The sequence below is a fragment of the Accumulibacter sp. genome (assembly GCF_023806635.1).
In the GTDB taxonomy this organism is placed as follows: domain Bacteria; phylum Pseudomonadota; class Gammaproteobacteria; order Burkholderiales; family Rhodocyclaceae; genus Accumulibacter.
On the sequence record NZ_JAMTDQ010000007.1, the window covers coordinates 16937 to 39417 of the forward strand.

20 protein-coding genes are annotated in these 22481 nt (G+C 66.6%); 6 read left to right on the forward strand and 14 right to left on the reverse strand.

All coding sequences use genetic code 11. From position 1 onward, the window contains the following. Position 1 precedes the first annotated feature (1 nt). The 14 genes from NFW30_RS01780 to NFW30_RS01845 all read right to left on the reverse strand — a co-directional run bounded on the left by NFW30_RS01780 (position 2) and on the right by NFW30_RS01845 (position 14249). Positions 2 to 1045 (reverse strand): DUF2955 domain-containing protein, encoded by a 1044-nt coding sequence (locus NFW30_RS01780; protein WP_295357081.1) that lies wholly within the window; start codon positions 1043 to 1045, stop codon positions 2 to 4. A gap of 7 nt (positions 1046 to 1052) precedes the next feature. Next, positions 1053 to 2192, reverse strand: coding sequence for an HlyD family secretion protein (locus NFW30_RS01785; protein ID WP_295371712.1), 1140 nt, complete (start codon positions 2190 to 2192; stop codon positions 1053 to 1055). Continuing rightward, positions 2189 to 3754, reverse strand: a complete 1566-nt coding sequence (locus NFW30_RS01790; protein WP_295357076.1) for an efflux transporter outer membrane subunit — start codon at positions 3752 to 3754, stop codon at positions 2189 to 2191. The genes NFW30_RS01785 and NFW30_RS01790 overlap by 4 nt, the downstream gene beginning before the upstream one ends. A gap of 4 nt (positions 3755 to 3758) precedes the next feature. Next, positions 3759 to 4892 (reverse strand): AI-2E family transporter, encoded by a 1134-nt coding sequence (locus NFW30_RS01795; RefSeq protein ID WP_295357073.1) that lies wholly within the window; start codon positions 4890 to 4892, stop codon positions 3759 to 3761. 276 nt (positions 4893 to 5168) lie between these two features. Further along, positions 5169 to 5573, reverse strand: coding sequence for a hypothetical protein (locus tag NFW30_RS01800; RefSeq protein WP_295357070.1), 405 nt, complete (start codon positions 5571 to 5573; stop codon positions 5169 to 5171). 68 nt (positions 5574 to 5641) lie between these two features. After that, positions 5642 to 6019 (reverse strand): hypothetical protein, encoded by a 378-nt coding sequence (locus NFW30_RS01805; protein ID WP_295357067.1) that lies wholly within the window; start codon positions 6017 to 6019, stop codon positions 5642 to 5644. 240 nt (positions 6020 to 6259) lie between these two features. Further along, positions 6260 to 6730, reverse strand: coding sequence for a hypothetical protein (locus NFW30_RS01810; protein WP_295357092.1), 471 nt, complete (start codon positions 6728 to 6730; stop codon positions 6260 to 6262). 460 nt (positions 6731 to 7190) lie between these two features. Continuing rightward, positions 7191 to 7370 carry a hypothetical protein gene (locus tag NFW30_RS01815; protein ID WP_295357064.1) on the reverse strand — a complete coding sequence of 60 codons (180 nt, stop codon included), beginning with the start codon at positions 7368 to 7370 and terminating at the stop codon, positions 7191 to 7193. 13 nt (positions 7371 to 7383) lie between these two features. Beyond that, positions 7384 to 7764, reverse strand: a complete 381-nt coding sequence (locus NFW30_RS01820) for a hypothetical protein (protein ID WP_295357062.1) — start codon at positions 7762 to 7764, stop codon at positions 7384 to 7386. 501 nt (positions 7765 to 8265) lie between these two features. After that, positions 8266 to 8955 (reverse strand): PEP-CTERM sorting domain-containing protein, encoded by a 690-nt coding sequence (locus NFW30_RS01825; RefSeq protein WP_295357059.1) that lies wholly within the window; start codon positions 8953 to 8955, stop codon positions 8266 to 8268. Positions 8956 to 9122: 167 nt separating this feature from the next. Continuing rightward, positions 9123 to 9293 carry a hypothetical protein gene (locus NFW30_RS01830; RefSeq protein ID WP_295357057.1) on the reverse strand — a complete coding sequence of 57 codons (171 nt, stop codon included), beginning with the start codon at positions 9291 to 9293 and terminating at the stop codon, positions 9123 to 9125. Positions 9294 to 9371: 78 nt separating this feature from the next. Continuing rightward, positions 9372 to 10013, reverse strand: a complete 642-nt coding sequence (locus NFW30_RS01835) for a response regulator transcription factor (RefSeq protein ID WP_295357054.1) — start codon at positions 10011 to 10013, stop codon at positions 9372 to 9374. A gap of 493 nt (positions 10014 to 10506) precedes the next feature. Continuing rightward, positions 10507 to 11148 (reverse strand): response regulator transcription factor, encoded by a 642-nt coding sequence (locus tag NFW30_RS01840; protein WP_295357051.1) that lies wholly within the window; start codon positions 11146 to 11148, stop codon positions 10507 to 10509. After that, positions 11145 to 14249 (reverse strand): transporter substrate-binding domain-containing protein, encoded by a 3105-nt coding sequence (locus tag NFW30_RS01845; RefSeq protein WP_295357048.1) that lies wholly within the window; start codon positions 14247 to 14249, stop codon positions 11145 to 11147. Before NFW30_RS01845 ends, NFW30_RS01840 begins: the two co-directional genes overlap by 4 nt. A 639-nt stretch (positions 14250 to 14888) precedes the next feature. Between NFW30_RS01845 and NFW30_RS01850 the strand changes: the two genes are divergently transcribed. The 6 genes from NFW30_RS01850 to NFW30_RS01875 form a co-directional block, all read left to right on the forward strand. Beyond that, positions 14889 to 15644, forward strand: coding sequence for a TetR/AcrR family transcriptional regulator (locus NFW30_RS01850; RefSeq protein ID WP_295357046.1), 756 nt, complete (start codon positions 14889 to 14891; stop codon positions 15642 to 15644). A 30-nt stretch (positions 15645 to 15674) separates the two neighbouring features. Further along, positions 15675 to 18026: an acyl-CoA dehydrogenase gene (locus NFW30_RS01855; RefSeq protein WP_295357043.1), complete on the forward strand. Its 2352-nt coding sequence runs from the start codon at positions 15675 to 15677 to the stop codon at positions 18024 to 18026. A gap of 90 nt (positions 18027 to 18116) precedes the next feature. After that, positions 18117 to 19418, forward strand: a complete 1302-nt coding sequence (locus NFW30_RS01860) for an acetyl-CoA C-acetyltransferase (protein WP_295357040.1) — start codon at positions 18117 to 18119, stop codon at positions 19416 to 19418. 35 nt (positions 19419 to 19453) lie between these two features. After that, positions 19454 to 21382 (forward strand): 3-hydroxyacyl-CoA dehydrogenase NAD-binding domain-containing protein, encoded by a 1929-nt coding sequence (locus NFW30_RS01865; protein WP_295357089.1) that lies wholly within the window; start codon positions 19454 to 19456, stop codon positions 21380 to 21382. Next, the gene (locus NFW30_RS01870) at positions 21375 to 21773 is read left to right on the forward strand and encodes an acyl-CoA thioesterase (RefSeq protein ID WP_295357037.1); all 399 of its coding nucleotides are present in this window, start codon (positions 21375 to 21377) and stop codon (positions 21771 to 21773) included. Before NFW30_RS01865 ends, NFW30_RS01870 begins: the two co-directional genes overlap by 8 nt. Before the next feature lie 223 nt (positions 21774 to 21996). Further along, a partial coding sequence (locus tag NFW30_RS01875; protein ID WP_295371715.1) for a 3-hydroxyacyl-CoA dehydrogenase family protein occupies positions 21997 to 22481 on the forward strand: 485 nt, incomplete at its 3' end.

The window sequence follows — 22481 nt, forward strand, 5'->3', positions numbered from 1 at the left end:
GTCAGCCACCCTCTCGACCGCTGCGGAAGAAAAGTGCTTCGGGTCTCGACGCCCGCCAGCGTTCGAGCAACCAGACCGTCACCCAGGCGTACAGCGCGACGCCGACGAACAGCCCGACGCGGACGGCGGATGCCGCCAACACGCCCGTACCGCCGGCGCTGTCCTCGATCGCCGGGCCGAGCAGGATCAGCATGGTCATCAGCGCATCGTTCCAGAACACCGGCGGGAAGGCCGTGCGCCTGACCTGGAAGAGCCGTGCGCCAGCCCACAGGGCGGCCGCCATCATCCACAGCAGCAGCATCCACAGGCTGGGCCAGAGCGACAGTCCGAACCACACGACGAGGGCCATCGCCGCCCCCATCAGGGTCGACCCGACCAGTTCCCTGCCGGCCGAGCGGGTGTCGGTCAGGCCCGCCTGCTGCCCGAGGGTGGCGGTCTTCATGATCGCCGCCAAGTAAAACGAGGGGTTGGTCAGCGCCAGGACGAACACCGGCATCACCACCAGCGTGCCGCGCAGCGCGATCCAGCTCGCCGTCTCACGGCTGGGGGGCGGCGCCTTGGCGGCCTTCGCCACCGCCCCCGGCGCGTCGGGAAAGAAGGCGTGCGACAGGCTGCTCACCAGGCCGCCGACCGCGATCCCGGCGGCGATCGTCACGCTGATCACCGTCACCAGTGCCTGCTCGGCGACGCCGGCGACCGGGATCAGTGTGAACACCACGACCAGCAGCATGGTCAGCGGGTTGCCGGTGCGGATGCCGAAGAAGAACAGCGCGTACAGGATTGCGCCGGTCAGCAGGACCGCCGCCAGCGCGTAGTTCTCCAGCAACGGGACCATCAGCACCCCCGTCACCAGCAGGCCGGCGAGCAGCAGGGCGAAGGCCGCCGCCTTGAGCGGCGGAATCGGCGGGCCGGGCTTGCAGAGGACGATCATCGCCAGCAGGCAGACCACGTGCGGCATCTGCAGCCCGAATCCGTAGGCGACCAGCACAGACAGGCCGAGGCCTACCGCCAGCCGCAGCACCGCCTTTTCCGCCGGCGCGATCATGCTCCGCTCAGTAGAGGTAAGAGAGCAGGCTCATCAGCCGGATGTAGCCCGCGCCGAGCAGGTTCATCAGGAAGTTGTCGCCGGTGAAGACCATCACCTCGGCCTGACCGCCGGGGCGCAGCCTGCCCAGGCGCTCCGCTTCGGCAGCATCGAACTCGATCGCGACCGGGAAGCGTTGCGCCTGCCGCAGCCAGTCGCGGCTGTTCTGGATCGTCGGCAGGGTTCCCGGCGCTGCCTGCTGCTGCCCGGAACTGACGCCGCCGCCGACACTGCGCACGCGGCCCTTGAGCACCTCGCCGGGCAGCACGTCGAGGACGATCGCCACCTCGTCGCCGGGATTGATATGGCCGAGGTTGTTCTCGGTCAGGTCGGCGCTGATCCACAGATCGTGCATCGCGATCAGCGTCATCGCCGCCGCGCCTGCCTGGGCAAAATGGCCGACATCGGTGCGCAGGTCGGTGACGACACCCCGGCCGGGGGCGAGCACCCGCGTACGCGCCAGGTCGAGCTCGGCCTTCTCGATCGCCGAGCGCGCGCTGCGCAGTTGCGCGTTGTTGTCGCCGCTCTCGCCGGCGGCCTCCTGCGCCTTGCGCAGGTCGGCCTCGGCGGCCTTTTCCTGGCTGCGCGCCTGGATCCGGGTGGCCTGCGCGACCTCCAGCCGGCGCACCGAAATGGCGCCGGGGTCCTCGGCGTAGAGTGTTTCCTGGCGCGTCGCATCCTTTTCGGCCTTGACGTGGTTGGCCTGCGCCGCCTGCAGCGATGCGCGAGCCGCCTCGACGGTTGCCGCCGAGGCGTTGACCGAGCGCTGCACGGACTCGTAGTCCGAGCGACTGCGCTGCAGGGCGATCCGGTACTGGCTCGGATCGATGTCGAACAGCGGCTGCCCCGGTTGCACCTGGTCATTGTTCCGCACGTGCACCGCCAGCACCTTGCCCGCCACTTCGGCGGCGACCGGCACGACGAAGGCCTGCACCCGCGCCTGCGTGGTGTGCGGCGTCAGACGGTCGGCGGCGAAATACCAGAGCAGGCTGGCGACGATCAGCGCCAGGACGACCGTCGCACCGAACCGCGTCGCCTTGCCCGGCTGCTCTGCTGCTTCGCCGCCGTTCGCGGTCGGCGGGTTCTGGCTGGGCGATTCCTCGGTCATCGTTGTTCCCTCTCCGGTGTCATCTGTGGCGGGACAGCGTCGGGCGGCGGCAGCGGCACCGTCAGCAGTTCCCGCCAGTCGCTGCGCTCGGCCATCGTCTCGCGCGTCGCGTCGTCCACCAGTGGCCGGCTGCGCGCCGTCTGCCAGCCGCCGCCCATCGCCTTGTACAGCGTGACCAGGCTCTGGGCGACGTTGCCGAGGTTGTTCACCAGCCGTTCCTGCTGGCTGAACAGCGCTCGTTGCGAATCGAGCACGCGCTCGAAGCCGGCCATCCCCTCGCGGTACTGGATGGTCGCGATGTCGAGCGAGCGCTGTGCGGCCTTGACCGACTCTTCGAGCAGCGGAACCTGTTCGCGGTTGGCGACGAAGCCGACGGCCGCGTCATCGACCTCGCGCGCCGCCTGCAGTACCGTCCCCTGGTACTGCTCGTAGAGTTGCTGGAAGCGGGCATCCTGGACCAGCACCTCGTTGCTCAGGCGGCCGAAGTCGAAGACGTTCCACACCAGGCTGGGACCGATCGCCCAGTCGAACTTCCTGGGGGCACCGGAAAGCGAGGTCGTCGAGACACCGAGCGAACCGAGCAGTGTGATCGACGGGTAGAGGTCGGCGACGCTGACGCCGATCAGCGCCGATTGCGCCGCCAGTTGCATCTCGGCGGCACGAACGTCGGGGCGACGGCGCAGCATCTCGGCCGGCATGTCGGCGACGATCGCCAGTTCGCTCCGCGGGATGCGTTCCCGGCCGGCCGCCATTTCCGGCAGCGGACCCGGCGGGCGGGCGAGCAGCACGGATAGCGCGTTCTGCGTCTGGCGCAGGCTGCCCTCGATCTGCGGGATCGTGGCGAGCGTGCTCAGGTACTGCGATCTCGCCTGCTGCACGTCCAGTTCCGAGTCGTTGCCATGCTTGAACAGGCGCTCGGTGATCTCCAGGCTGCGCTTCTGCAGCACGGCGTTTTCGCGGGCAATCGTCAGTCGCAGTTCCAGCGTGCGGATGGCCACATAGAATGACGCCGTCTGCGCGGCGATCAGCACCTGCACGTCGTCGTACTGCGCGATGCTGGCGAAGTAGGCGGCATCCGCGGCCTCGATGCTGCGCCGGAACTTGCCCCAGAAATCGATTTCCCAGCCGACGCCGAAGCCGATGTTGTACGCCGTCAACGCGGTGTCCGGGCCGCTGCTCGCCTCGGTTCCCATGCGCACGACCTTGCCGGTCACCTGCTGCTGCTGCGGGTAGAGCAGGCTGCCGGCGATCGCCAGTTGCGCACGCGCTTCCATGATGCGCATGCCGGCCGTGCGCACGTTCGGGTTGACGCGCTGCGCCTCGGCGACCAGCCCGTCGAGTATGGGGTCGTCGAAGTTGCGCCACCAATCCTCGGTCTGGGCGCGCGGCCTGCCGTGTTGTTCCGCGGCCAGTGTCGTCAGCGAGCCACCCGACCAGGCGCCGAGCCAAGGCGTTTCAGGCGACTTGAAATCCGGCCCGACTGCAGAGCAGCCGGCGAGCAGCAGCGTCGCGGCGAAGACGGAAAGCGGACGGCCGGAGACCCCGGCAAGGCATTCCCGCACCGGCTCAGAGCATCATCGAACGTTGGTCGCCGGCAGCCGGTTGCCGCGCACGCTCCGGGTTGTCATCGACCCAGCGCATGAATATCTGGTAGCCCAGCGCAAGCGCGGCAGCACCGATGAACATGCCGAGGATGCCGTCCGTCGCCATGCCGCCCAGCGCGCCCAGGAGGATCACCGGCATCGGCGCATCGACACCGCGGCCGAGCAGCAACGGCTTGAGGACGTTGTCGACCGAGCCGGCGACCATGATCAATGCCGTATAGGCGATGGCCGGAGTTGTCTCGTAGCTGCCGCTCGCCCAGATCCAGCCGATCACCGGCAGCGTGACGATGGCGGCCGGCACCTGCGCGACACCAAGCATGAGGACGACCAGTGCCAGCGCGCCGGCGAACGGGACATTCGCGATGACCATCGAGATGCCGACCAGAAGCGCCTGGATGCAGGCGATGCCGATCACGCCCGAGGCGACGGCGCGCACCGTCGAGGTCGCCAGCTGGGCAAACTCGGCGCCACGGGCGACGCCGGCGACGCGCTCGAAGATCGCCTGCATCGCGCGTCCCCCCGATTCGCCGAAGGCCATCATGATGCCGGCGACGACGAACGAAAACAGGAACATGAGCAGGCCGCCGCCGAGGCTGGCAACGATGCCCAGCGCCTTGCCCGCCAGCTCGCCGATCTTCGGCTGCATGCTCTTGACCAGTCCGGGCAGGTCGGCATGCGCCTGCGACCAGGCTGCATGGGCCTTCTTGCCGACAACCGGCCATTCCGCGATGCTTGCGGGCGGTGCCGGGATGCTTAGCGTGTTGTCCTTCACCCCGTTGATCAACCCGTGGACCGAATCGCCGAACGAACTGCCCAGGATCACGGTCGGTACGACGATCAGGCCGACGCCGAGGACGACGATCAGTGTGGCCGCGCGCCCCTGCCTGCCGCCGACCTTCTGCGCGAGCTTCTGGTGCAAAGGATAGAGGGTGACCGCCAGGATCAGCGCCCACAGCATCATCGTCAGGAACGGCGAGAAGAAGTGGAAGCACAGCCACACGAGGCCAAGCACGAGGCCGACGCGGATGAACAGGTCGAACAGGCGCCGCGCAACGCGGTCTTCCAGTTCGTGATCGGCTTCGCGGGGTGGATTCATCGGGCGTCTCCTGTTGTGTGGACAAGGCATCGGCACTCTTCTGCTCCGGCAGGCAGATGTCGCGGCGCCGCTCGATCGGGCGGCATCCTGGCCGGGGACGGTCGGCAAGCCGCCGTTGGCGACGAACAGGCTGCTGCAGGCCAGGTCGCCGACTCTACACCAACTCTCGGGGACAGCGAGCATGCTGGCCCATTGGCAGCCACGCTGGACCAGCTGTGGCTCGCCGCCCGCTCCCTCGGCGCCGACCGGGTGGGCGACGGCGAGGGCTCATGCACCTCATTGCTTCGAAGCGCTGCTGGCGTTGCTCGTGCTCTGATCGTTCCTGTTGGACATCACCACCCCGGTCACCACCGCGCCGACGGCGGCTCCGACCAATGCCGCGCCGATCTTGTTGTCGTGATCGTCATCGTCGTCGTAGTACCGGGCGCGATAGCGGTCAGCATAGCCGTCCCGATAGTCGCCGCGGTAATAGTCGCGCCGGTACTCGCGGTGGTGCTGGACCGCCGCGCCGGCGACGAATGCGCGCCGCTCGCGCTCGTGCTGTCGCAGATCGCGGTCCACGGCCGCGGCGCGCAGCACCTGGCCATCGTGCCGTCTGAGTTCATGCCGATATCGGTCACCCGCCATGACATCGGGTGCGCCGACGGTGCCGGCGCCGAGCAGGAACACGGCTGCCGCCATGGCGGACAGAAACCTCGAGACTCTTGCGTTCATCGTTCTATCTCCTTGAGCAGACGCTGCACTGGCGACTAGCGCATGTCCTTGACGGCGTCGAGGAAGAGCTTGGAATCGTTGCCCTTGCACGTATTGAACATGACGCCGACCAGTTGCATCACACCCTTCTCGTCGAAAGGGTAACGCCTGGCGTCGATGCCATCGCGGCCGTTCAGGTAGCCATGTGTCCAGGCCACGTAGGCAAAGGCCCGGTCCTGCGCGCCCTTGAGCATCTTCTTGTCCTTGTTCAGCTTGGGGTCGGCCGCGGCGAAGATGTCGAGGAGATCGCCGCAGGTGGTGGTCGCGAACGGGATGCTCTTGGGCTTCTTGGCGCCACCGGCCTCGCTGGCGGCAAACGCCGGAGGAAGGAGGCAGAGGGCGAGCAGGCAACCGGCAACAAGCTTTTTCTTCATGGGTGGTCCTTTGCAGATGGATGGTGATGTATGCGGCGCATTCTGGAACTCGAAGAGCAAGGCGGAATTCCGGGAAAGTGAAGCCGGGCAGGCAGCTCAACCCGGTCCGGCGTTCGCGAGACGGCGGGGCAGACGGGAGAACAGCGCAAGGCGCCGCTGGCAGACGTTCGATGGCAGCAATCCGGCGCCGCCGCGTGCAGCATCGCGAATCGTTTCACCCGACGGTCGCTCGCTTGCAGCTCAGTCGGCGACGATCTTGCCGGTGGTCCTGGCGTCGGAATCGCACCAGGTGTCTTCGCCCTTGAGGCGGCGATCGCCCTGGATGGTGTAGGTGATGAAGCCCTGCTTGAATACCAGCGCGCCGTCGCTGCGCCTGGCCTTGACTGCCTTGCCATTGACCTTGACGTGTTCCCTGTTGTCGATGTGGATTTTCGCCACCGTATCGCCGCTGGGGCCAACCGCCAGCCAGTTGCCGGCATAGGGCGACTGGCTGGCCTGTGCGCCCTGTCCGGCGTTCCCGCCGGGCGCCTCGGTGACGAAGCCGGCCTTGGCGTTTTCCGCCCTGGTCTTGTTGATGTCACAGCCCTGCAACTCGCTCACTTGCGTGCAACCGGAGCGTTCCAGCTTCTGGCGGTACTTTGCGTCGATGGCGAAAGCCGGCGCCTGCATCAGCAGGCCGAGCGCGGCGGCCAGTGGCCAACTCTTCTTCATCTTCTTCAATATGGTCTCCTTGTGGTCCACGGCCGTCTCCGCGGCATCGGCAGCAGCCTGGGTGCACGGGTCATTCGGTGGCGTCGACCGATTCCTACTTGGCAGGCTCCGGCTGTGGCACCGGGCAGGTGATCATTTGTGAGGTATCAACGCAGACATTCCTGACGGATCCGTCAGACATCGGTCGTGAGCGGCAGTTGAGCGCTCCTTCGCAGTCCTTGTGCGCCCAGCACTCTTCGCACAACTTCTTGGGATTGCTGCAGCCGGCAAGCGTCAGTCCCAATAGCAAAGCGAGCAACATTTTCGTCATTTCATTCCTCCATTGATCTGCGTTCATGAATCGCGACTCAGAACCGTGCGTGGTCAGGTACCCAGGACAAAAGTGGTGCTTCCCTCAACCGCCGTCCGGGGAAAGCCCCAGGGTAGCTGGTGGCCAGGCCTGGCCGCCAGCTGGCGATGCTCAGTGGTGCAGGTCTACCATCATGCCGATGCCACCACCGATCAGCGCGCCAGTGGTGCCATCGCCACCGCTCGCCTTGCCGATTCCCGCTCCGACCATGCTGCCGGCGGCGGTGTAGCAGGCAGTGCTCACCATGGCCACCACCAACATGGCGGCGACGACTTTCAGTTTCCGTCCCATATCCGTTGCCTTTCTAGGGTTGCTTCTTGACGATGTTGCGCCAGACGACGATCATCACCGGCGTCGAAAGTCTGGACGGATTCGCCTCGTACCAGCTCGTGATGCGCGCCTCGAACTCGCCCGGCTTGACCGTCTCGGTGGCCTTCATGATGCCCTCGCTGACCGGCGGGATCTTCTGGTTGGTGCCCTTGGCGTAGGCGCCCTCGGCCATGATCATGTTGGCGACGCCCTTCAGGAAAGCCATCCGTTCCGATGCCGCAGAGTTCATCCAGTCGTTGCCGGTCACCACCAGGGGATTCGTCGCTTCCGGCCGCAGGGCGTTGGACTGCTGTGCCAGGGCCGGCGTTGCAGCTGCAGCGATGCACGCTGCCGCCAGCCAATATTTCCACAACATTGTCATGGTTTTCCCTTCATCAGATGAAGATCGTGTCACCCGTACGAACTCTCCAGCGCGTCCGGAGAGGCGACGGCAACACGCCCGCTGCGGCTCGCTGCGAGGACAGAAGTCCCGGACAGGCTCGCGACGCGAGACTGAGTGCGGCCGCAATAGGGGCCGATTCTAGCGACGCCTGGCGTGCCCGAACAGTCAGGCATCGCCTGTCAGGAATGCCCCGACAGGGGCCAGAATGGCGTGGCGCGCCCGGCTCGTGAACCCTGCTGGCGATCAACGCCCCGAGGGCGTCAACCGGCTCGCCGATCCCCGGGGGAATTGAAGTTCTCCCGGACACGCCGGCACGCTGGGTGCTCGAGTCGAGTGGGTCGTCCCGTCGACGTCGCTCTTCGGTGAATGTGGCCTCGGGGACTCGCTGAGGTCGCTGCCGTACGCATTGCCGACACACCAACGAAAAAGGGCCGCCCCGAGGGCGGCCCCGTATGGCCAGGGCGATCCGGAGAATCAGGCCTTCTCCGCGCGACGCGCGCCGACCAAGCCCACCAGGCCGAGGCCGACGAGCGCCAGCGAGGCCGGTTCCGGCACCTCGTCAATGCGGCTGGTGGCAGTGTCGGTGTCCATTGTGAACTGGATCGACGCCGGTGCCGTGGCCCCGGAGAGTCCGCCTTGGATCGTCACGTTGACGCGGGTGTACAGGTCACCGTAGGGACTGGCCGGATCCCCAGCCACGGCGAGGATGTCCGTGTAGGCCGCAGCGAGCAGCAAGGTGCTCGTGTCGCTGAAGTCGGACCCGCTTGCCGAGCCCGGAGTGCCAGGGGAGGGCAAGGTGCGGTCGAACACCGTGCGGCCCGGCTGGCCGTCGAACTGGAGGAAGTTCAGCGGGGCCGCAAGCGAGGTCGTCAGCGTCCAGAGGCTGGAGAACGTGTCACCGCACATGGCGACCGACCAGCCGGTGCCCGCCGCCGAGCCGCAGTTCCCAATGCCTGCGGCCCAGGTCGCCGTCTCGGAGTAAGGGCTCAGGCCGCCAAAGGCGGCGGTGATCTGCATGCCCCCCATCTCATTGCCGTCCGTCTGGAAGCCCGTCAGCCCGGCCGTGGTGTGCAGCGTACCGTTCGACGCGGACACGGTCGTAGTCGCTTGCGCAAACGGAACCAAGCCAGCCGCAAGGGCCAGCGCCACGAGAGTTCTTTTCATTGCCATTTCTTGGTACCTCACTGAAATTGAGCCACGATAATCGGTTTCGTTCCAAGGGGACGCCACCCTTGACGGCTTGCCGACCCTTGCCACTTCGGTCGACTCAGCGCTGAAAGGCGAAGAGTCTGATGCGTTAAAGGCACATTCCGTGCCATGCTAAACATATGTCAATGAATCAATGGATTACGGAAGCTCGCTGCATCCGGAAGCGACGCTCTGTAAGGCCGCTCGACGGAAGCTGTACGGAAGAGCCTTACATGCCTGATCAGGCCGTCGCCGTGCAGATGGTTCAGGTAGGCATCGTCGCGCGTGGCCGACCAGGGGTGCAGGCCGGTCATCGGCGGCTCGATCCGTTCGTCACCAATCCGGCAGCGGTCTCGGCCGCAACTCTCCGGCGCCCGCCTGCGAGTCCGCACTCAGGCTTCCGGCGCGATCAGCCCGGCGCGGATGGCGAAACGGACGAGGCCCGCGACGTTGTCGATGCCGAGCTTGTCCATGAGCCGGCCACGGTAGGTCTCGACCGACTTGACGCCGAGGCCGAGGAGGTCGGCAATCTCCTGCGTCCGCCTGCCCTCGGCCAGCAGCCGCAGTACCTGCCGCTCGCGGGCGCTGAGCGCGTGCAGGTCGACCCTGGCGCTGCGCAGCGCCGCCGCCGATTCTCGACGCTGCAGGGTATTGCTCACGAACGCCGCACCGAGCAGGACCAGTTCGACGACTTCGACCAGGGCGGCGATCGGCTCGCTCTTCAGCACGTAGGCAGACGCCCCCGCCTCGCACGCGCGCTCCTGATAGCGTGCGTCGGCATACATCGACAGGACGACGATCCTCGATTCCGGAGAAAGCTTCCTGATGCGCTGCGCCGCCTCAATGCCCGAAAGGCTCGGCATCTCGACGTCGAGCATCGCGATGCGCGGCCGCAACGTGCCCGCCAGCCGCACGGCCTCCTCGCCGTCAGCCGCCTCGGCCACCACTTCCCAGCCGTCGCGCTCGCGCAACAACGAGGCCAGGCCGTGCCGGAACACCGCGTGATCGTCAGCGATGAGGATCGTCGTCCTCAAGTCGTTCCTGTGCCCTCGCGATGACCCGGCGCTACAGTCGCCATACGCTCGATTGACCTCGGCCGCGCCCCGGCGACGGGACTCCGCCTTGGGCCGCTGCGACGCTGATCATCCATGTTGCACTGGCCGCGCTGGATCGCGGCAGAAAGCCAGGCATTGTTGGCCCTCCGATCGGCTCGGTCAGTTTCGGCAGCAGGATTGGCGCATGCCGAACACAGGTTCCGTTCTCTGCTTTCAGGGGGACGACCCTGCCACGTTCCGCGCCGCGATCGACTGCCTCCACTTCTGGACTCGAGCGAGTCTACCGCCGCCTGGCAGGCACGAATAGTCAGGCGGTACCTGTCAGGCAGGCCACTACATCGGCCAGAATGAAGTGGCGTGCGACGCTTCGACCCGCGCCGGTCGAGGCGCTTCGCAAAGCCGTGCGGAAAGCGGAAAGTGCCGCTGGCACGCGCCCAACGGCGGGCGCGAAGGACGCGGCGTCGGCCGCTGGCTACGACTCCGGCGAGATCAGGCCGGCGCGAATTGCGAAGCGAACGAGTCCGGAAAGATCGTTGATCCCGAGTTTTTGCTGCAGCCGGGCACGGTAGGTCTCGACAGTCTTGTGGCTGATCCCGAGCGTTTCGGCGATCACCACAGTCCGCTGGCCCTCGGCGAGCAACCGAAGCACCTCGCGTTCCCGTTCGCTCAACGCGTCCGCGTCGACCCGGGCGCTGCGCGCCATTGCGGCCGGTGCCGGCAGTTCCGGCAAGCCCGGCTCGTAGCCCCGGCCGCCGATGACCGCCTTGACAGCTTCAACCAGCTCGCCGATCGGCTGGCTCTTGCAGACGTAGGCCGATGCGCCCGCCCGGCGCATGCGCTGCTGGTAATGCGCACTCGAGTACATCGACAGCGCCACGATCTTCGTGCCGGGCGAGATCTCGCGAATCCGCTTCGCTGCGTCGATGCCGCCCATGCCGACCATCTCCACATCGAGGACGGCGACCGTTGGCTTGAGCAACGCGACGAGGTCGATGGCCTCCTCGCCGCTTCCGGCCTCCCCGACCACCTCCCAGCACGGCTGCTCCCGCAGTAGCGCCGCCAGCCCCTGGCGGAAGAGCACGTGGTCGTCGGCAAGGACGATGCTGATCGTCATCGAGCGGCCTCGCCGCCCCTTGCCTGCAAAGAGTCCGCGGCTTGCATTGCGGGACCCGGGGCGGTCCCGGTCTGCTGCGCAACGGGCAGGTGGACCGTGACCCGGCTGCCGGCTGCCGTCGTTTCGATCGCCACTTCGCCGCCAAACAGCGTCACGCGCTCCCGGGCGCTGAACAACCCGAAGCCTTCCCGGCGCCGTCGCGCTCCGGACGGCTGCTCGAAGCCCTTGCCGTCGTCGGCGACGGTCAGGACGACATGGTGGCCGTCGGCGTCGAGCGTGATCGACGCCGTGTTGGCGGCTGCATGCTTCGCGACGTTGTAGACGAGCTCCCGGGCAACCTGAAACACCACGATCGCGAGTTCCTGCGGAAACTTCACCATGGGTGCGGCGTCCCGGAACGAAAAGGCGACGCCGAAGCGCTCCGTCGCGTGCGCCGCGAGCCATTCCAGCGCCGCCGCCAAGCCCTCGCGATACAGCAGCGGCGGACTGAGCTCGAACTGCAGCGTGTGCAGCTCGTCGAGCGCCTCGCGCATCAGGCCGAGGCCGTTGTCCAGGCGCGCGGCCAGCCCCGAATCGACTTCGCCGCTGGCGGCGCTGAACTGCAGCTGGGCCAGCGCCAGCTTCTGCATCGGGCTGTCGTGCAACTCGCCGGCAAGCCGCCGGCGCTCGCGCTCCTCGACCTGCGACAGGTCCCTGGCCAGCCGCTGCAGGCGCGTGTTCGCGCGGTTCAGACGGAGCGTGCGCTCGCCAAAGACGAGCAGCAGGATGAGCATGGCTCCGCCGGCGATCATCCACAGGATCGTGGTGTCGAAGCGGTGCTGATACTGGATCGAGATCCAGTCACGGTAGATGGCATCGCGCTCGGTGAGAGGGATCGCGTCGATGCCCTTCTGCAGGATCCCGGCGAGCATCGGCCAATCGCTGCGCACACCCATCGCGATCCGGTAGACGAAGGGCGTCTCGCCGGCGACCCGGATCTGGCTGAGACCCGACTGGCCGATGTAGTAGCTCGTGGTCACGAGGTTGCCGACAAAGGCATAGGCACGGCCATCCGTGATCGTCTTCAGGGCTGCTGGCGTGTCGGCGACCGGCAGCAGCTGCAGGTCGGGCCAGTTCTCGCGCAGCCATTCCTCGATGGCTTCCCCGCGCACGACGGACACAACCTTGCCGTTCAATCCTTCCGGCCCACCGATGTAGGTGACATCGGCCGCCGAGAAGATCGCTGCCGGGAACGACAGGTAGGGATCGGTGAAGCGGAGCTGCTGGCTTCGGGAAGGTGTCGACGCGATGGCAGCGAGCGCGTCTAGGCGCCCGTCTTGCAGCGCCTGCGTGGCCTCGGACCAGGAGAGGTCGGAACGGACGTCGAAGCGCACGCCCAGCGTCTTGCTCATGCGTTCGAGGTAGGCGAGCGACATTCCTCTGGCCGCGCCCGCTTCGTCGACGAACTCGACCGGAGCCCAGCGCGGGTCGATCCCGATGCGGATGAGGTCGCGGCCGGCAAGCCAGGCGCGCTCTTCGGCGCTGAGCCGCACCCGAACCGCCGCCACCCGGTTTGAATAGTCCGGCCCGAACCAACGCCGGTACATCTCCTCGAGCTCCGGCCTGGTTACCGCCGCCAGGCCCTTGTTCAGGATCGCAACGAGTTCCGGATGCTCCTTGTTGATCGACATGACCATGCTCGGGTCGATCTCGTGGATGGTCCGCGTCACGGCCATGCCGACGATGCCGTTGCTGGCCCGCCAGTACTCCAGCGAATAGGCAGCGACGACCGCGTCCAGATCGCCACGCAGGAGACGTCGGGCCAGCTCCGCGTAGCCGTCCACCGGGACTGCCGTGATCTCCGGATACCTCGCCAGGGCGCTGCTCTCGCGCAGCGTTCCCTTGAGATAACCCACCCGCTTGCCACGCAGGTCGTCGAGGGCAAGCGGGACCTTTCTCCTGTGCAGGTCATCGGTCCGCAGGTAGATGAACGCCGGCGAAGAATGAAAGACGTCCGTGAACAGGAAGTGTTTCCTGCGCTCGTCGAGCGGCGCGGTCAGCGTGAGGCCGTCGATTGCACCGGACTCGGCCTTCCTGACCATCTCGGGCCACGGGCCGACCTCGATTCGTACGTTGGTTCCGAGTTTGCGATTGACCAGGTCCAGGTAGTCGACCATGAACCCGGACAGGTTGCCGCGAGCATCCTTCATCACCGTCGCGGCCCAGTCCTCGCCGGCACCGATGACGATGTCGGGACGGGCGGCGAGCCACGCTCGCTCCTCCCTGGTCAGCAGCTCGGCGTTGAACTCCCCGTGGTCCGCTGCCACGCGGCCCGGAGAGGCCGCGCCGAACCACCGCCGCTGAATCGACTCCAGTTCGCCCCGGGTGATGGCCGCAATGCCCTTGTTGAGGATGCCGACCAGTTCCGGCTCGTTCCGGTTGATCGACATGACCTGTCGCGCGTCGATCTCGTGGACGATCCGCGTGATCGCCATTCCGACGACCGCGTTGCTCACGCGCCATTGCTCGAACGCGTACACGGCGACCACCGCATCGAGTTCCCTGCGCAGCAGTGCCTGGGCCAGCGTCGCGTAGCTCCCGAGCGGCACCGGTGTGATCTTCGGGTGCATTGCCAGGGCACGGCCGGTCCGCAGTGAGCCCTTCAGGTAGCCCACCCGCTTGCCCTGCAGACCAGCGAGGTCGGTCGGGGCCCCATCCTTGTGCAGGTCATCCGTTCGCAGATAGATGAAGTCGGGGGACTCGTGGAACACGTCGGTGAACAGGAAGTGTTTCTTCCTCTCCTCGAGCGGCGACGACACCGCCAGGCCATCGATCTTGCCGGCCTCGGCCTTGCTGACCATCTCGTGCCACGGGCCGGCCTCGATGCGGATGCTGGTGCCCAGCTTGCGGTTCATCAGGTCGAGGTATTCGACAAGGGGCCCGGACAGCCCCCCCGCGGCATCCTTCCTCGCGAGGACGCCCCAGTCGTCCGCGGCGCCGAGGACGATCGGCGGACGGGCGGCCAGCCAGGCCCGCTCCGCCGGCGTCAGCAGGTCGGCAGACCCATCGGCGGCGGATGAACCGGCCGCAACGAGGAGTCCAAGGCAAAACACCGCGATCACGCGCAGCCATCGTGTCGCCGCGGAGCCCTGATGGCTTCGCATCCCGGCACCGGCGTCTGATGAGAACTGCTTGATCGAGGGTGATCGCGGCCAGTGCGACACGGCGCTCCGCCGGATCGGCAGGACGGGAGGTCCAACGCGGGCGCGGACCTGGCGGCCAGGGAAGCCGACTGTTCCGGTAACGCAGCAGTTGAAGCTTTGCCGGCTCGTGCGTCCGGCAAGATCGCACGCAGCCATGCCCTCGTCCAGGCGATTCGTGATCGTAGTCGTGATGGTGGAACTCCCGATCGCCATGCCGGTTGCGTTGTCGGTTCGTTGCTTGTGCATGTTGTACGGAGCCGCCAGCCTTGGTCAACTGTTTTGTCGCATGAAGTGCTGGCGGAATGCACAGTCTTCCATGCAGATGACGGCGGACCGGTCATCCCGCGTGAAGCAACCATCGGGACGCGCACAAGGCCGTCGCGCATGATCTGGCCGAAGCCCGGGAGCGGTGTCTCGCCTCTCCTCAAGCCGAGGACGGTGGAAAAAAGCTTGCATTCCCTGCGCTCACGCCCTAGAATTAAAACGAACGTTTGAAAGAGTGCCGTGTCCGATGAGCAACGGCAACTTCCACAGACCCATCCGGTGACCAGTCAGCAGATGCCAGAACAGAAGACCAACAGTGATACCCGCGATCGGATCCTCGATGTCGCCGAGCGCCTGTTCATGGAGAACGGCTATGAGGCGACCTCGATGCGCATGATCACTGGCGAGGCCGAGGTCAATCTGGCAGCCGTCAACTATCACTTCGGCGGCAAGGAGGCGCTGTTGCGCGAGGTGTTCCGACGTCGTCTGGGCTGGCTCAACGAGCATCGCCTGCAGGCCCTCGATCGTCTCGAGGCGCAGGCCGGCGGTGGGGCGCTGAAGCCGTCGCAGATTCTCGAGGCGTTTTTTGGCACCCTGCTGCGCATGGGCGAGGACCAGACCCTGGGTGGGATGACCTTCCTGCGGCTCCTCGGTCGCACGTTGACCGAACCGGCAGAGTTCATCCGCACCTTTTTTGCCGGCGAGTACGCCGAGGTCATCGAGCGCTACAAGCAGGCCCTGTACCGGGCCTTGCCCGACGTGCCGCAGGCGGAGATCGTCTGGCGCCTGCACTTCATGCTCGGTGCCATGTCGTACGCGATCGCCGGTACCGACGTCCTGCGCGTGGTGACCGGCGTCGAACTCGACGATCTGGCTGGCGAGCGACCCGCGCAGGACGACGACACGATTCGCGCCAGACGGCTCGCACAGCGGCTGATGCCCTTCCTGCTCGGCGGCCTGCGGGCTCCGCTGCCGCAGTTCGACGAGCCAGGTGGAATCCAAAAAGAGTCGCCGAGCAAGGCGGCCAGACAAAGCAGACCCCAGATCTAGAACCCAAGACCCATCACAGGAGAAACAGCCATGATCGCGACGATCATCTGGAGTGCAATCGGTATCACGCTGGCGAGCGTGGTCGTGCTGTTCAGCGTCCGTCCGCTGCGACGGGCGCTCGTCAGCCGACCCATCTTCAGGACCTACAAGCGGATTCTGCCGCAGATGTCGGAGACCGAGCGCGTCGCGCTCGAGGCAGGTACCGTCTGGTGGGACGGCGAGCTGTTTCGCGGTGACCCGGACTGGAACAAGCTGCTTGCGTACCCGGTTCCGAAGCTGACGCCGGCGGAGCAGTCGTTCCTGGACAACGAGGTCGAGCAGGCCTGTGCGCTGGTCGATGACTGGCAGGTGACCAGCGAACTCCACGACCTGCCGGCCGAGGCCTGGCAGTACATCAAGGACAAGGGCTTCCTCGGCATGATCATTCCCAAGCGCTACGGCGGCCTCGAGTTTTCGGCCTATGCGCACTCGCAGATCGTCACCAAGCTGTCGACGCGCTGTTCGGCGCTGTCGGTGTCGGTGATGGTGCCGAACTCGCTCGGGCCAGCCGAACTGCTGCTGCACTATGGCACCGAGGCGCAGAAGAATCATTACCTGCCGCGCCTGGCGAAGGGTCTGGAGATTCCCGCTTTCGCCCTCACCAGTCCGTGGGCGGGTTCGGACGCCGGGTCGATTCCCGATGTCGGCATCGTCTGCAAGGGGATCTGGCAGGGCAGGGAGGTGCTCGGCATGCGCGTGACCTGGGACAAGCGCTACATCACGCTCGGGCCGGTCTGCACCATCCTCGGCCTGGCTTTCCACCTGTACGATCCGGATGGCCTGCTTGGCGGCAGGAAGCACGTCGGCATCACCTGCGCGCTCGTTCCGCGCGATACGCCCGGTGCCGAAATCGGCCGCCGGCATTTTCCGCTCAACGCCATGTTCATGAACGGGCCGACGCGTGGCAAGGACGTCTTCATGCCCCTCGATTACGTCATCGGTGGTCCGGCAATGGTTGGCCAGGGCTGGCGCATGCTCATGGAGTGCCTGGCAGCGGGCCGTTCGATCTCGCTGCCCTCGTCCAACACCGGCATGGCGCAACTGACTGCCCGCAGCGTCGGCGCCTATGCACGCGTGCGCAGCCAGTTCAAGATGGCGATCGGTCGCTTCGAGGGGGTCGAGGAACCGCTGACCCGGATCGGCGCGTACACCTACATGATGGATGCCGTGCGCAAGATGACTGCCGGCGCCATCGATCTCGGCGAGAAGCCTTCAGTGGTCTCGGCGATTGCCAAGTACCATGTCACCGAACGCGCCCGGCAGGTGGTCAATGACGGCATGGACATCGTCGGCGGCAAGGGCATCTGCCTGGGTCCATCGAACTTCATCGGCCGCGCCTACCAGCAGATCCCGATCGGCATCACGGTCGAGGGCGCCAACATCCTGACACGCAGCATGATCCTCTTCGGCCAGGGGGCCATTCGCTGTCACCCCTACGTGCTGAAGGAAATGAAGGCGGCGTTCAACCCGGACACGCGCCAGGGCCTGGACGATTTCGACCGCGCGCTGTTTGGTCACGCCGTATTCACCGCCCGGCACGCCTTCAGCGCCCTGCGCAAAGGGCTCACCGGCTCGCACTTCGTCTCCGTGCCGGCCAACGTCGCACCGGAAACGCGGCGCTACTATCAGCAGCTGACCCGCTTCTCGTCGGCGTTCGCCTTCCTGGCCGACATCTCGATGCTGGTGCTCGGCGGCGAGCTCAAGCGTCGCGAGAAGCTCTCGGCGCGTCTCGGCGACATCCTGTCGATGCTCTACCTGTGCTCGGCGACGCTCAAGCGCTATGAGTCGGAAGGACGCCAGCAGGCCGACGCCCCGCTCATGCACTGGGCGATCTGGGACGCGATGTACAAGGCGCAGATGGCTTTCGACGGTGCCATCGCCAACTTCCCGATCCGCTGGATCGGCCGCCTGCTCTACCGCATGGTCTTCCCGCTGGGGCATCCCTACGATGTTCCGTCCGACCGCATCGGTCACCGCGTGGCCAAGCTCCTGATCGAGCCATCGGCCGCACGCGACCGGCTGACCGCCGAGACCTACGTGCCGAAGGGCGAGTCGGAAGCCGTTGGTGCCCTTGAACTCGCGCTGCTGGCGACCATCGAGGCCGAGCCGATCGAGGCAAAGATCCGCGCCGCGGAGAAGAAGGGCGTGCTGGTCGACAATCCCGACGCCAATGTGCGCGATCTGGCGCACGCCGCATTCGCTGCCGGCATCGTCACCCCCGCCGAGTACGCGGTCCTCAAGCGGCGCAACGAGTTGCGCGACATCGTCATCCATGTCGACGATTTCCCGCACGATCTCGGTCGCACGCGGCAGCAGACCCTGCTGCACAAGGCTGCCGCCTGAAGCGACCGCTTGACGCCAGCGGCCGGCGGCGAGGAGCCGCACTCCTGGCCACCGCGCCGCTGCCAGAGGACCTGCGAGAAGGAGAAGGTATTGGGATCTGAGCCGGTATTTGTTGTCGATGGAGCGCGCACCCCCTTTCTCAAGGGGCGCAATGCCCCGGGTCCGTTCGCGGCCAGCGACCTGGCGGTGCAGGCGGGGCGTGCGCTGCTGATTCGGCAGCCGTTCTCTGCCACCGACCTCGATGAGGTGATTCTCGGTTGTGCCAGTCCGTCGCCAGACGAAGTCAACATCGGTCGCGTCGTCTCTTTGCGTCTCGGCTGCGGGCAGCAGGTGCCGGCGTGGACGGTGATGCGTAACTGCGCCAGCGGCATGCAGGCCATCGATTCGGCAATGGCCAACATCCGCAGCGGGCGTTCGCAGCTGGTGCTTGCCGGTGGCGTCGACGCGCTGTCGCGTGCGCCGCTGCTCTACAACGATGTGATGGTGCAGTGGTTTGCGGGGATGATGCAGGCCAGGAGCCTCGGCCAGAAGCTCGCGATGTTCAGCCGGTTGCGCCCGGCGCAGCTGTTGGCGCCGGTCATCGGCCTGCTCAAGGGGTTGACCGATCCGGTCGTCGGGTTGCTGATGGGCCAGACGGCGGAGAACCTCGCCTGGCGCTTCGCGATCTCGCGCCAGCAGATGGACGAGTTCAGCGTCCGCAGTCACCAGCGCGCCGTTGCTGCGCGCGAGGCGGGGCGTTTCGGCGAGATCGTGCCGCTGGTCGATGGCCAGGGCCAGGTGTACCTCGACGATGATGGGGTTCGTCCGCACTCGAGCCTGGTCGGGCTGGCCAAATTGAAGCCATTCTTCGACCGCCGCTACGGTCGGATCACGCCCGGCAACAGTTCGCAGATAACCGACGGTGCGGCGTGGCTGCTGCTTGCTTCGCAGGCAGCCGTCGAGAAGTGGCAACTGCAACCGCTTGGCCGGATCACGGACAGCGAGTGGGCCGGTCTCGACCCCGCCGAGATGGGTCTGGGGCCGGTGCATGCGGCGACACCGATCCTGCAGCGCCAGCAACTCGGGCTTGACGACATCGACCTGTGGGAGATCAACGAGGCTTTCGCCGCGCAGGTACTCGGCTGCCTCGCAGCCTGGGAGTCGGACGCCTGGTGCCGCGAGCAGCTCGGTCTGCCGGCGGCGCTCGGTTCGCTGTCGCCCGAGCGTCTCAACGTCGACGGCGGTGCCATCGCCATCGGCCACCCGGTCGGTGCATCCGGCGCGCGTATCGTCCTCCATCTGCTGCACGCCCTGCGTGTCGCCGGTGCACGCCGTGGCATCGCGGCGATCTGCATCGGCGGCGGTCAGGGCGGAGCGATGCTGGTCGAGAACCTGCAGGCAGGTGTCGCATGAAACTGATGACGGAAAACGAGTATCAAGGAAAGGTGATGAATCCCGACACGCATGGCTGGCGTAACTGGCGGCTCGAGGTCGACGCGCAGGGACTCGCCTGGGCGACTCTCGACAAGGCGGGCGAATCGACCAACTCGCTGTCGAGTGCGGTCATGGCGGAACTGTCGCAGCTCCTCGATGAGCTCGACCGGCAACCGCCAAAGGGCCTCATCTTCCGCTCCGGCAAGGCAGCGGGCTTCATCGCCGGCGCCGACATCCAGGAGTTCACCCAACTCGATACGCCGGCCAAGGGCATCGAGCTGGTGGCACGCGGCTGGCAGCTCTTCAATCGCCTGGCTGCCCTGCGCTACCCGACGCTCGCTCTCGTGCGCGGACACTGCCTCGGTGGTGGCCTCGAACTGGCGCTCGCCTGTCGTTACCTGCTCGCCATTGACGAATCGTCGACGCGCATGGGTCTGCCGGAAGTCATGCTGGGCATCGTTCCCGGCTGGGGTGGCATGCTCCGCCTGCCCGAACGAATCGGCCCGCAGGCGGCGCTCGACATGATGCTGACCGGGAGGACGATCGATGCGAAGAAGGCGAAGCGGCTCGGCCTCGCCGACGACTGCGTGCCACCGCGGGTGATGGATGCCGCGGCGGCCATGCTCGTCCTGAGCGGCCAGGCGCGGCGGCGTCCGCCCGTCCTGCAGCGCCTGCTCAACGGGCCGCTCAGGAGCATCGTTGCCAGTGGCGCGACCAAGCAGGTCGCGCGGCGCGCTCGTCGCGAGCACTACCCGGCGCCCTACGCGATCATCGACATCTGGGCGCGGCATCAGGGCAACGCCCTGGCGGCACCGGAGCTGATCGACAGCATCGTCCGCTCGCCGACAGCGCGCAACCTGGTGCGCGTCTTCTTCCTCCAGGAGCGCCTCAAGAGTTTCGGCAAGGCCAGCAACTTCAGTGCCCGCCGCGTGCATGTCGTCGGCGCCGGTGTCATGGGCGGCGACATCGCGGCCTGGTGTGCCTTGCGCGGCTTGACCGTGACCCTGCAGGATCAGGGCATCGAGCGGATCGCGCCGGCCTTGCAGAGGGCATGCACCGCCTGGGGGAAGCGCATCCGCGATGCGCGCGAGTTGCGCCGGGTGATGGATCGGCTGATCCCCGATCCCGAAGGACACGGCGCCGCGCAGGCCGACGTCGTCATCGAGGCGATCTTCGAGGACCTCGAAGCCAAGCGCGTCCTGCTCGCTGGTCTGGAAGCGCGCATGCGGCCGGAGGCTGTTCTCGCCAGCAATACTTCCAGCCTGCGGATCGAGGATCTCGCCGCCGTGCTGACGCGCCCCGAGCGGCTGGTCGGCATCCACTTCTTCAATCCGGTGGCGAAGATGCCGCTGGTCGAGGTCGTCGCCGCCGTGGAGACGGACGCCGAAACCGTTCAGCGTGCGACCGCCTTCGTCCGCCAGATCGACCGGCTGCCGCTACCGGTGAAGAGCGCGCCCGGCTTCCTGGTCAACGCCGTGCTCGGGCCGTACATGCTCGAGGCAATGCGTGCGGTCGACGAAGGGATCACGCCAGCGACCGTCGACGAGGCGATGCTTGCGTTCGGCATGCCGATGGGACCGATCGAGCTCGTGGACATGGTCGGCCTCGATGTCGCGATGGCTGCCGGCAGGAGCCTGGCCGGCAGCGGGGCGGAACCGCCGCGCTGCCTGCTCGATCGCTTCAACGCCGGCCACTTGGGGCGCAAGAGTGGCCGCGGGTTCTATGAGCATCGGGGTGGCAAGGTGGCGAAGCCTCCCGCCGGACCCGTGCCGCCCGGTCTTGCCGAGCGCCTCGTGCGTCCGCTGCTCGAGAGAACCAGGGAACTGGTCGCCGACGGCGTCGTTGCCGACGCCGACCTGGCTGACGCCGGCGTGATCTTTGGTACCGGATTCGCTCCGTTCACCGGTGGCCCACTGAACTACCTGCGGAGCCAGCATGCCTGAGCTGGTGACCATGCTGCCCGACAGGCAGCCGATCCTGCGTGTCGTACCGATGCCGTCCGAGGTGAACCCGCAGGGCGACGTCTTTGGCGGCTGGATCATGGCGCAGGTGGACGTTGCCGGCGCCATACCGGCGATGCGGCGAGCACGCGGCCGGGTGACCACCGTGGCGGTGAACTCGTTCCTTTTCAAGCAGCCGGTATCGGTCGGTGACGTCGTCAGCTTCTTTGCCGAGGTCGTCGGCACCGGTCGTACCTCGATCACCGTCCGGGTCGAGGTCTACGCGGAACGTCACCCGGCGCAACCGATCACGGTGAAGGTGACCGAAGCGGTACTGACCTATGTCGCGATCGACCAGGACGGCGGCAAGCGGGAACTGCCAGCTCCCGTCTGATCGCAGCCAACGCCGGTCGACCGGCTTCGAGCCGTCCAGTGCCCAGGCCCTTGACGGCGCCGTTCAGTGGCCCATTCAGGCAAGACCCCGAGACTCGTGCAACACGCGGAGTTGACGTTGGCTGTTATCGGCGTATAATTCAAACGTTCGTTTGACCGGTCTCGTGCAGGGCCGGCGCGGGGCATTCCCGGCGGACAGAGTCGACCCATAACAGGAGAACAGCTTGAGCAACTTCATAGTACGCAAGGCCGCCGTACTCGGAGCGGGCGTCATGGGCGCGCAGATCGCCGCGCATCTCGCGAATGCCGAAGTGCCAGTGGTGCTTTTCGATCTGCCGGCTGCCACGGGTGATGCCAACGGGATCGTCCGCAAGGCGATCGACGCGCTCGGGAAACTCGAGCCGTCGCCGCTGGCGACCAAGGACCGCGTCGCTTACATCGACGCCGCCAACTACGGGCAGGACCTGGAGCAACTCCGGGATTGCGACCTGATCATCGAGGCGATTGCCGAGAAGATGGAATGGAAGGATGACCTCTACCGCAGGATCGCACCCTTCATCGCGCCAACGGCGATCATCGCCTCGAACACTTCCGGCCTGTCGATCAACCGTCTCGCCGAGGGTCTGCCGGAGGCGCTGCGGCCGCGCTTCTGTGGCATCCACTTCTTCAATCCGCCGCGCTACATGCATCTGGTCGAACTGATCGCCAC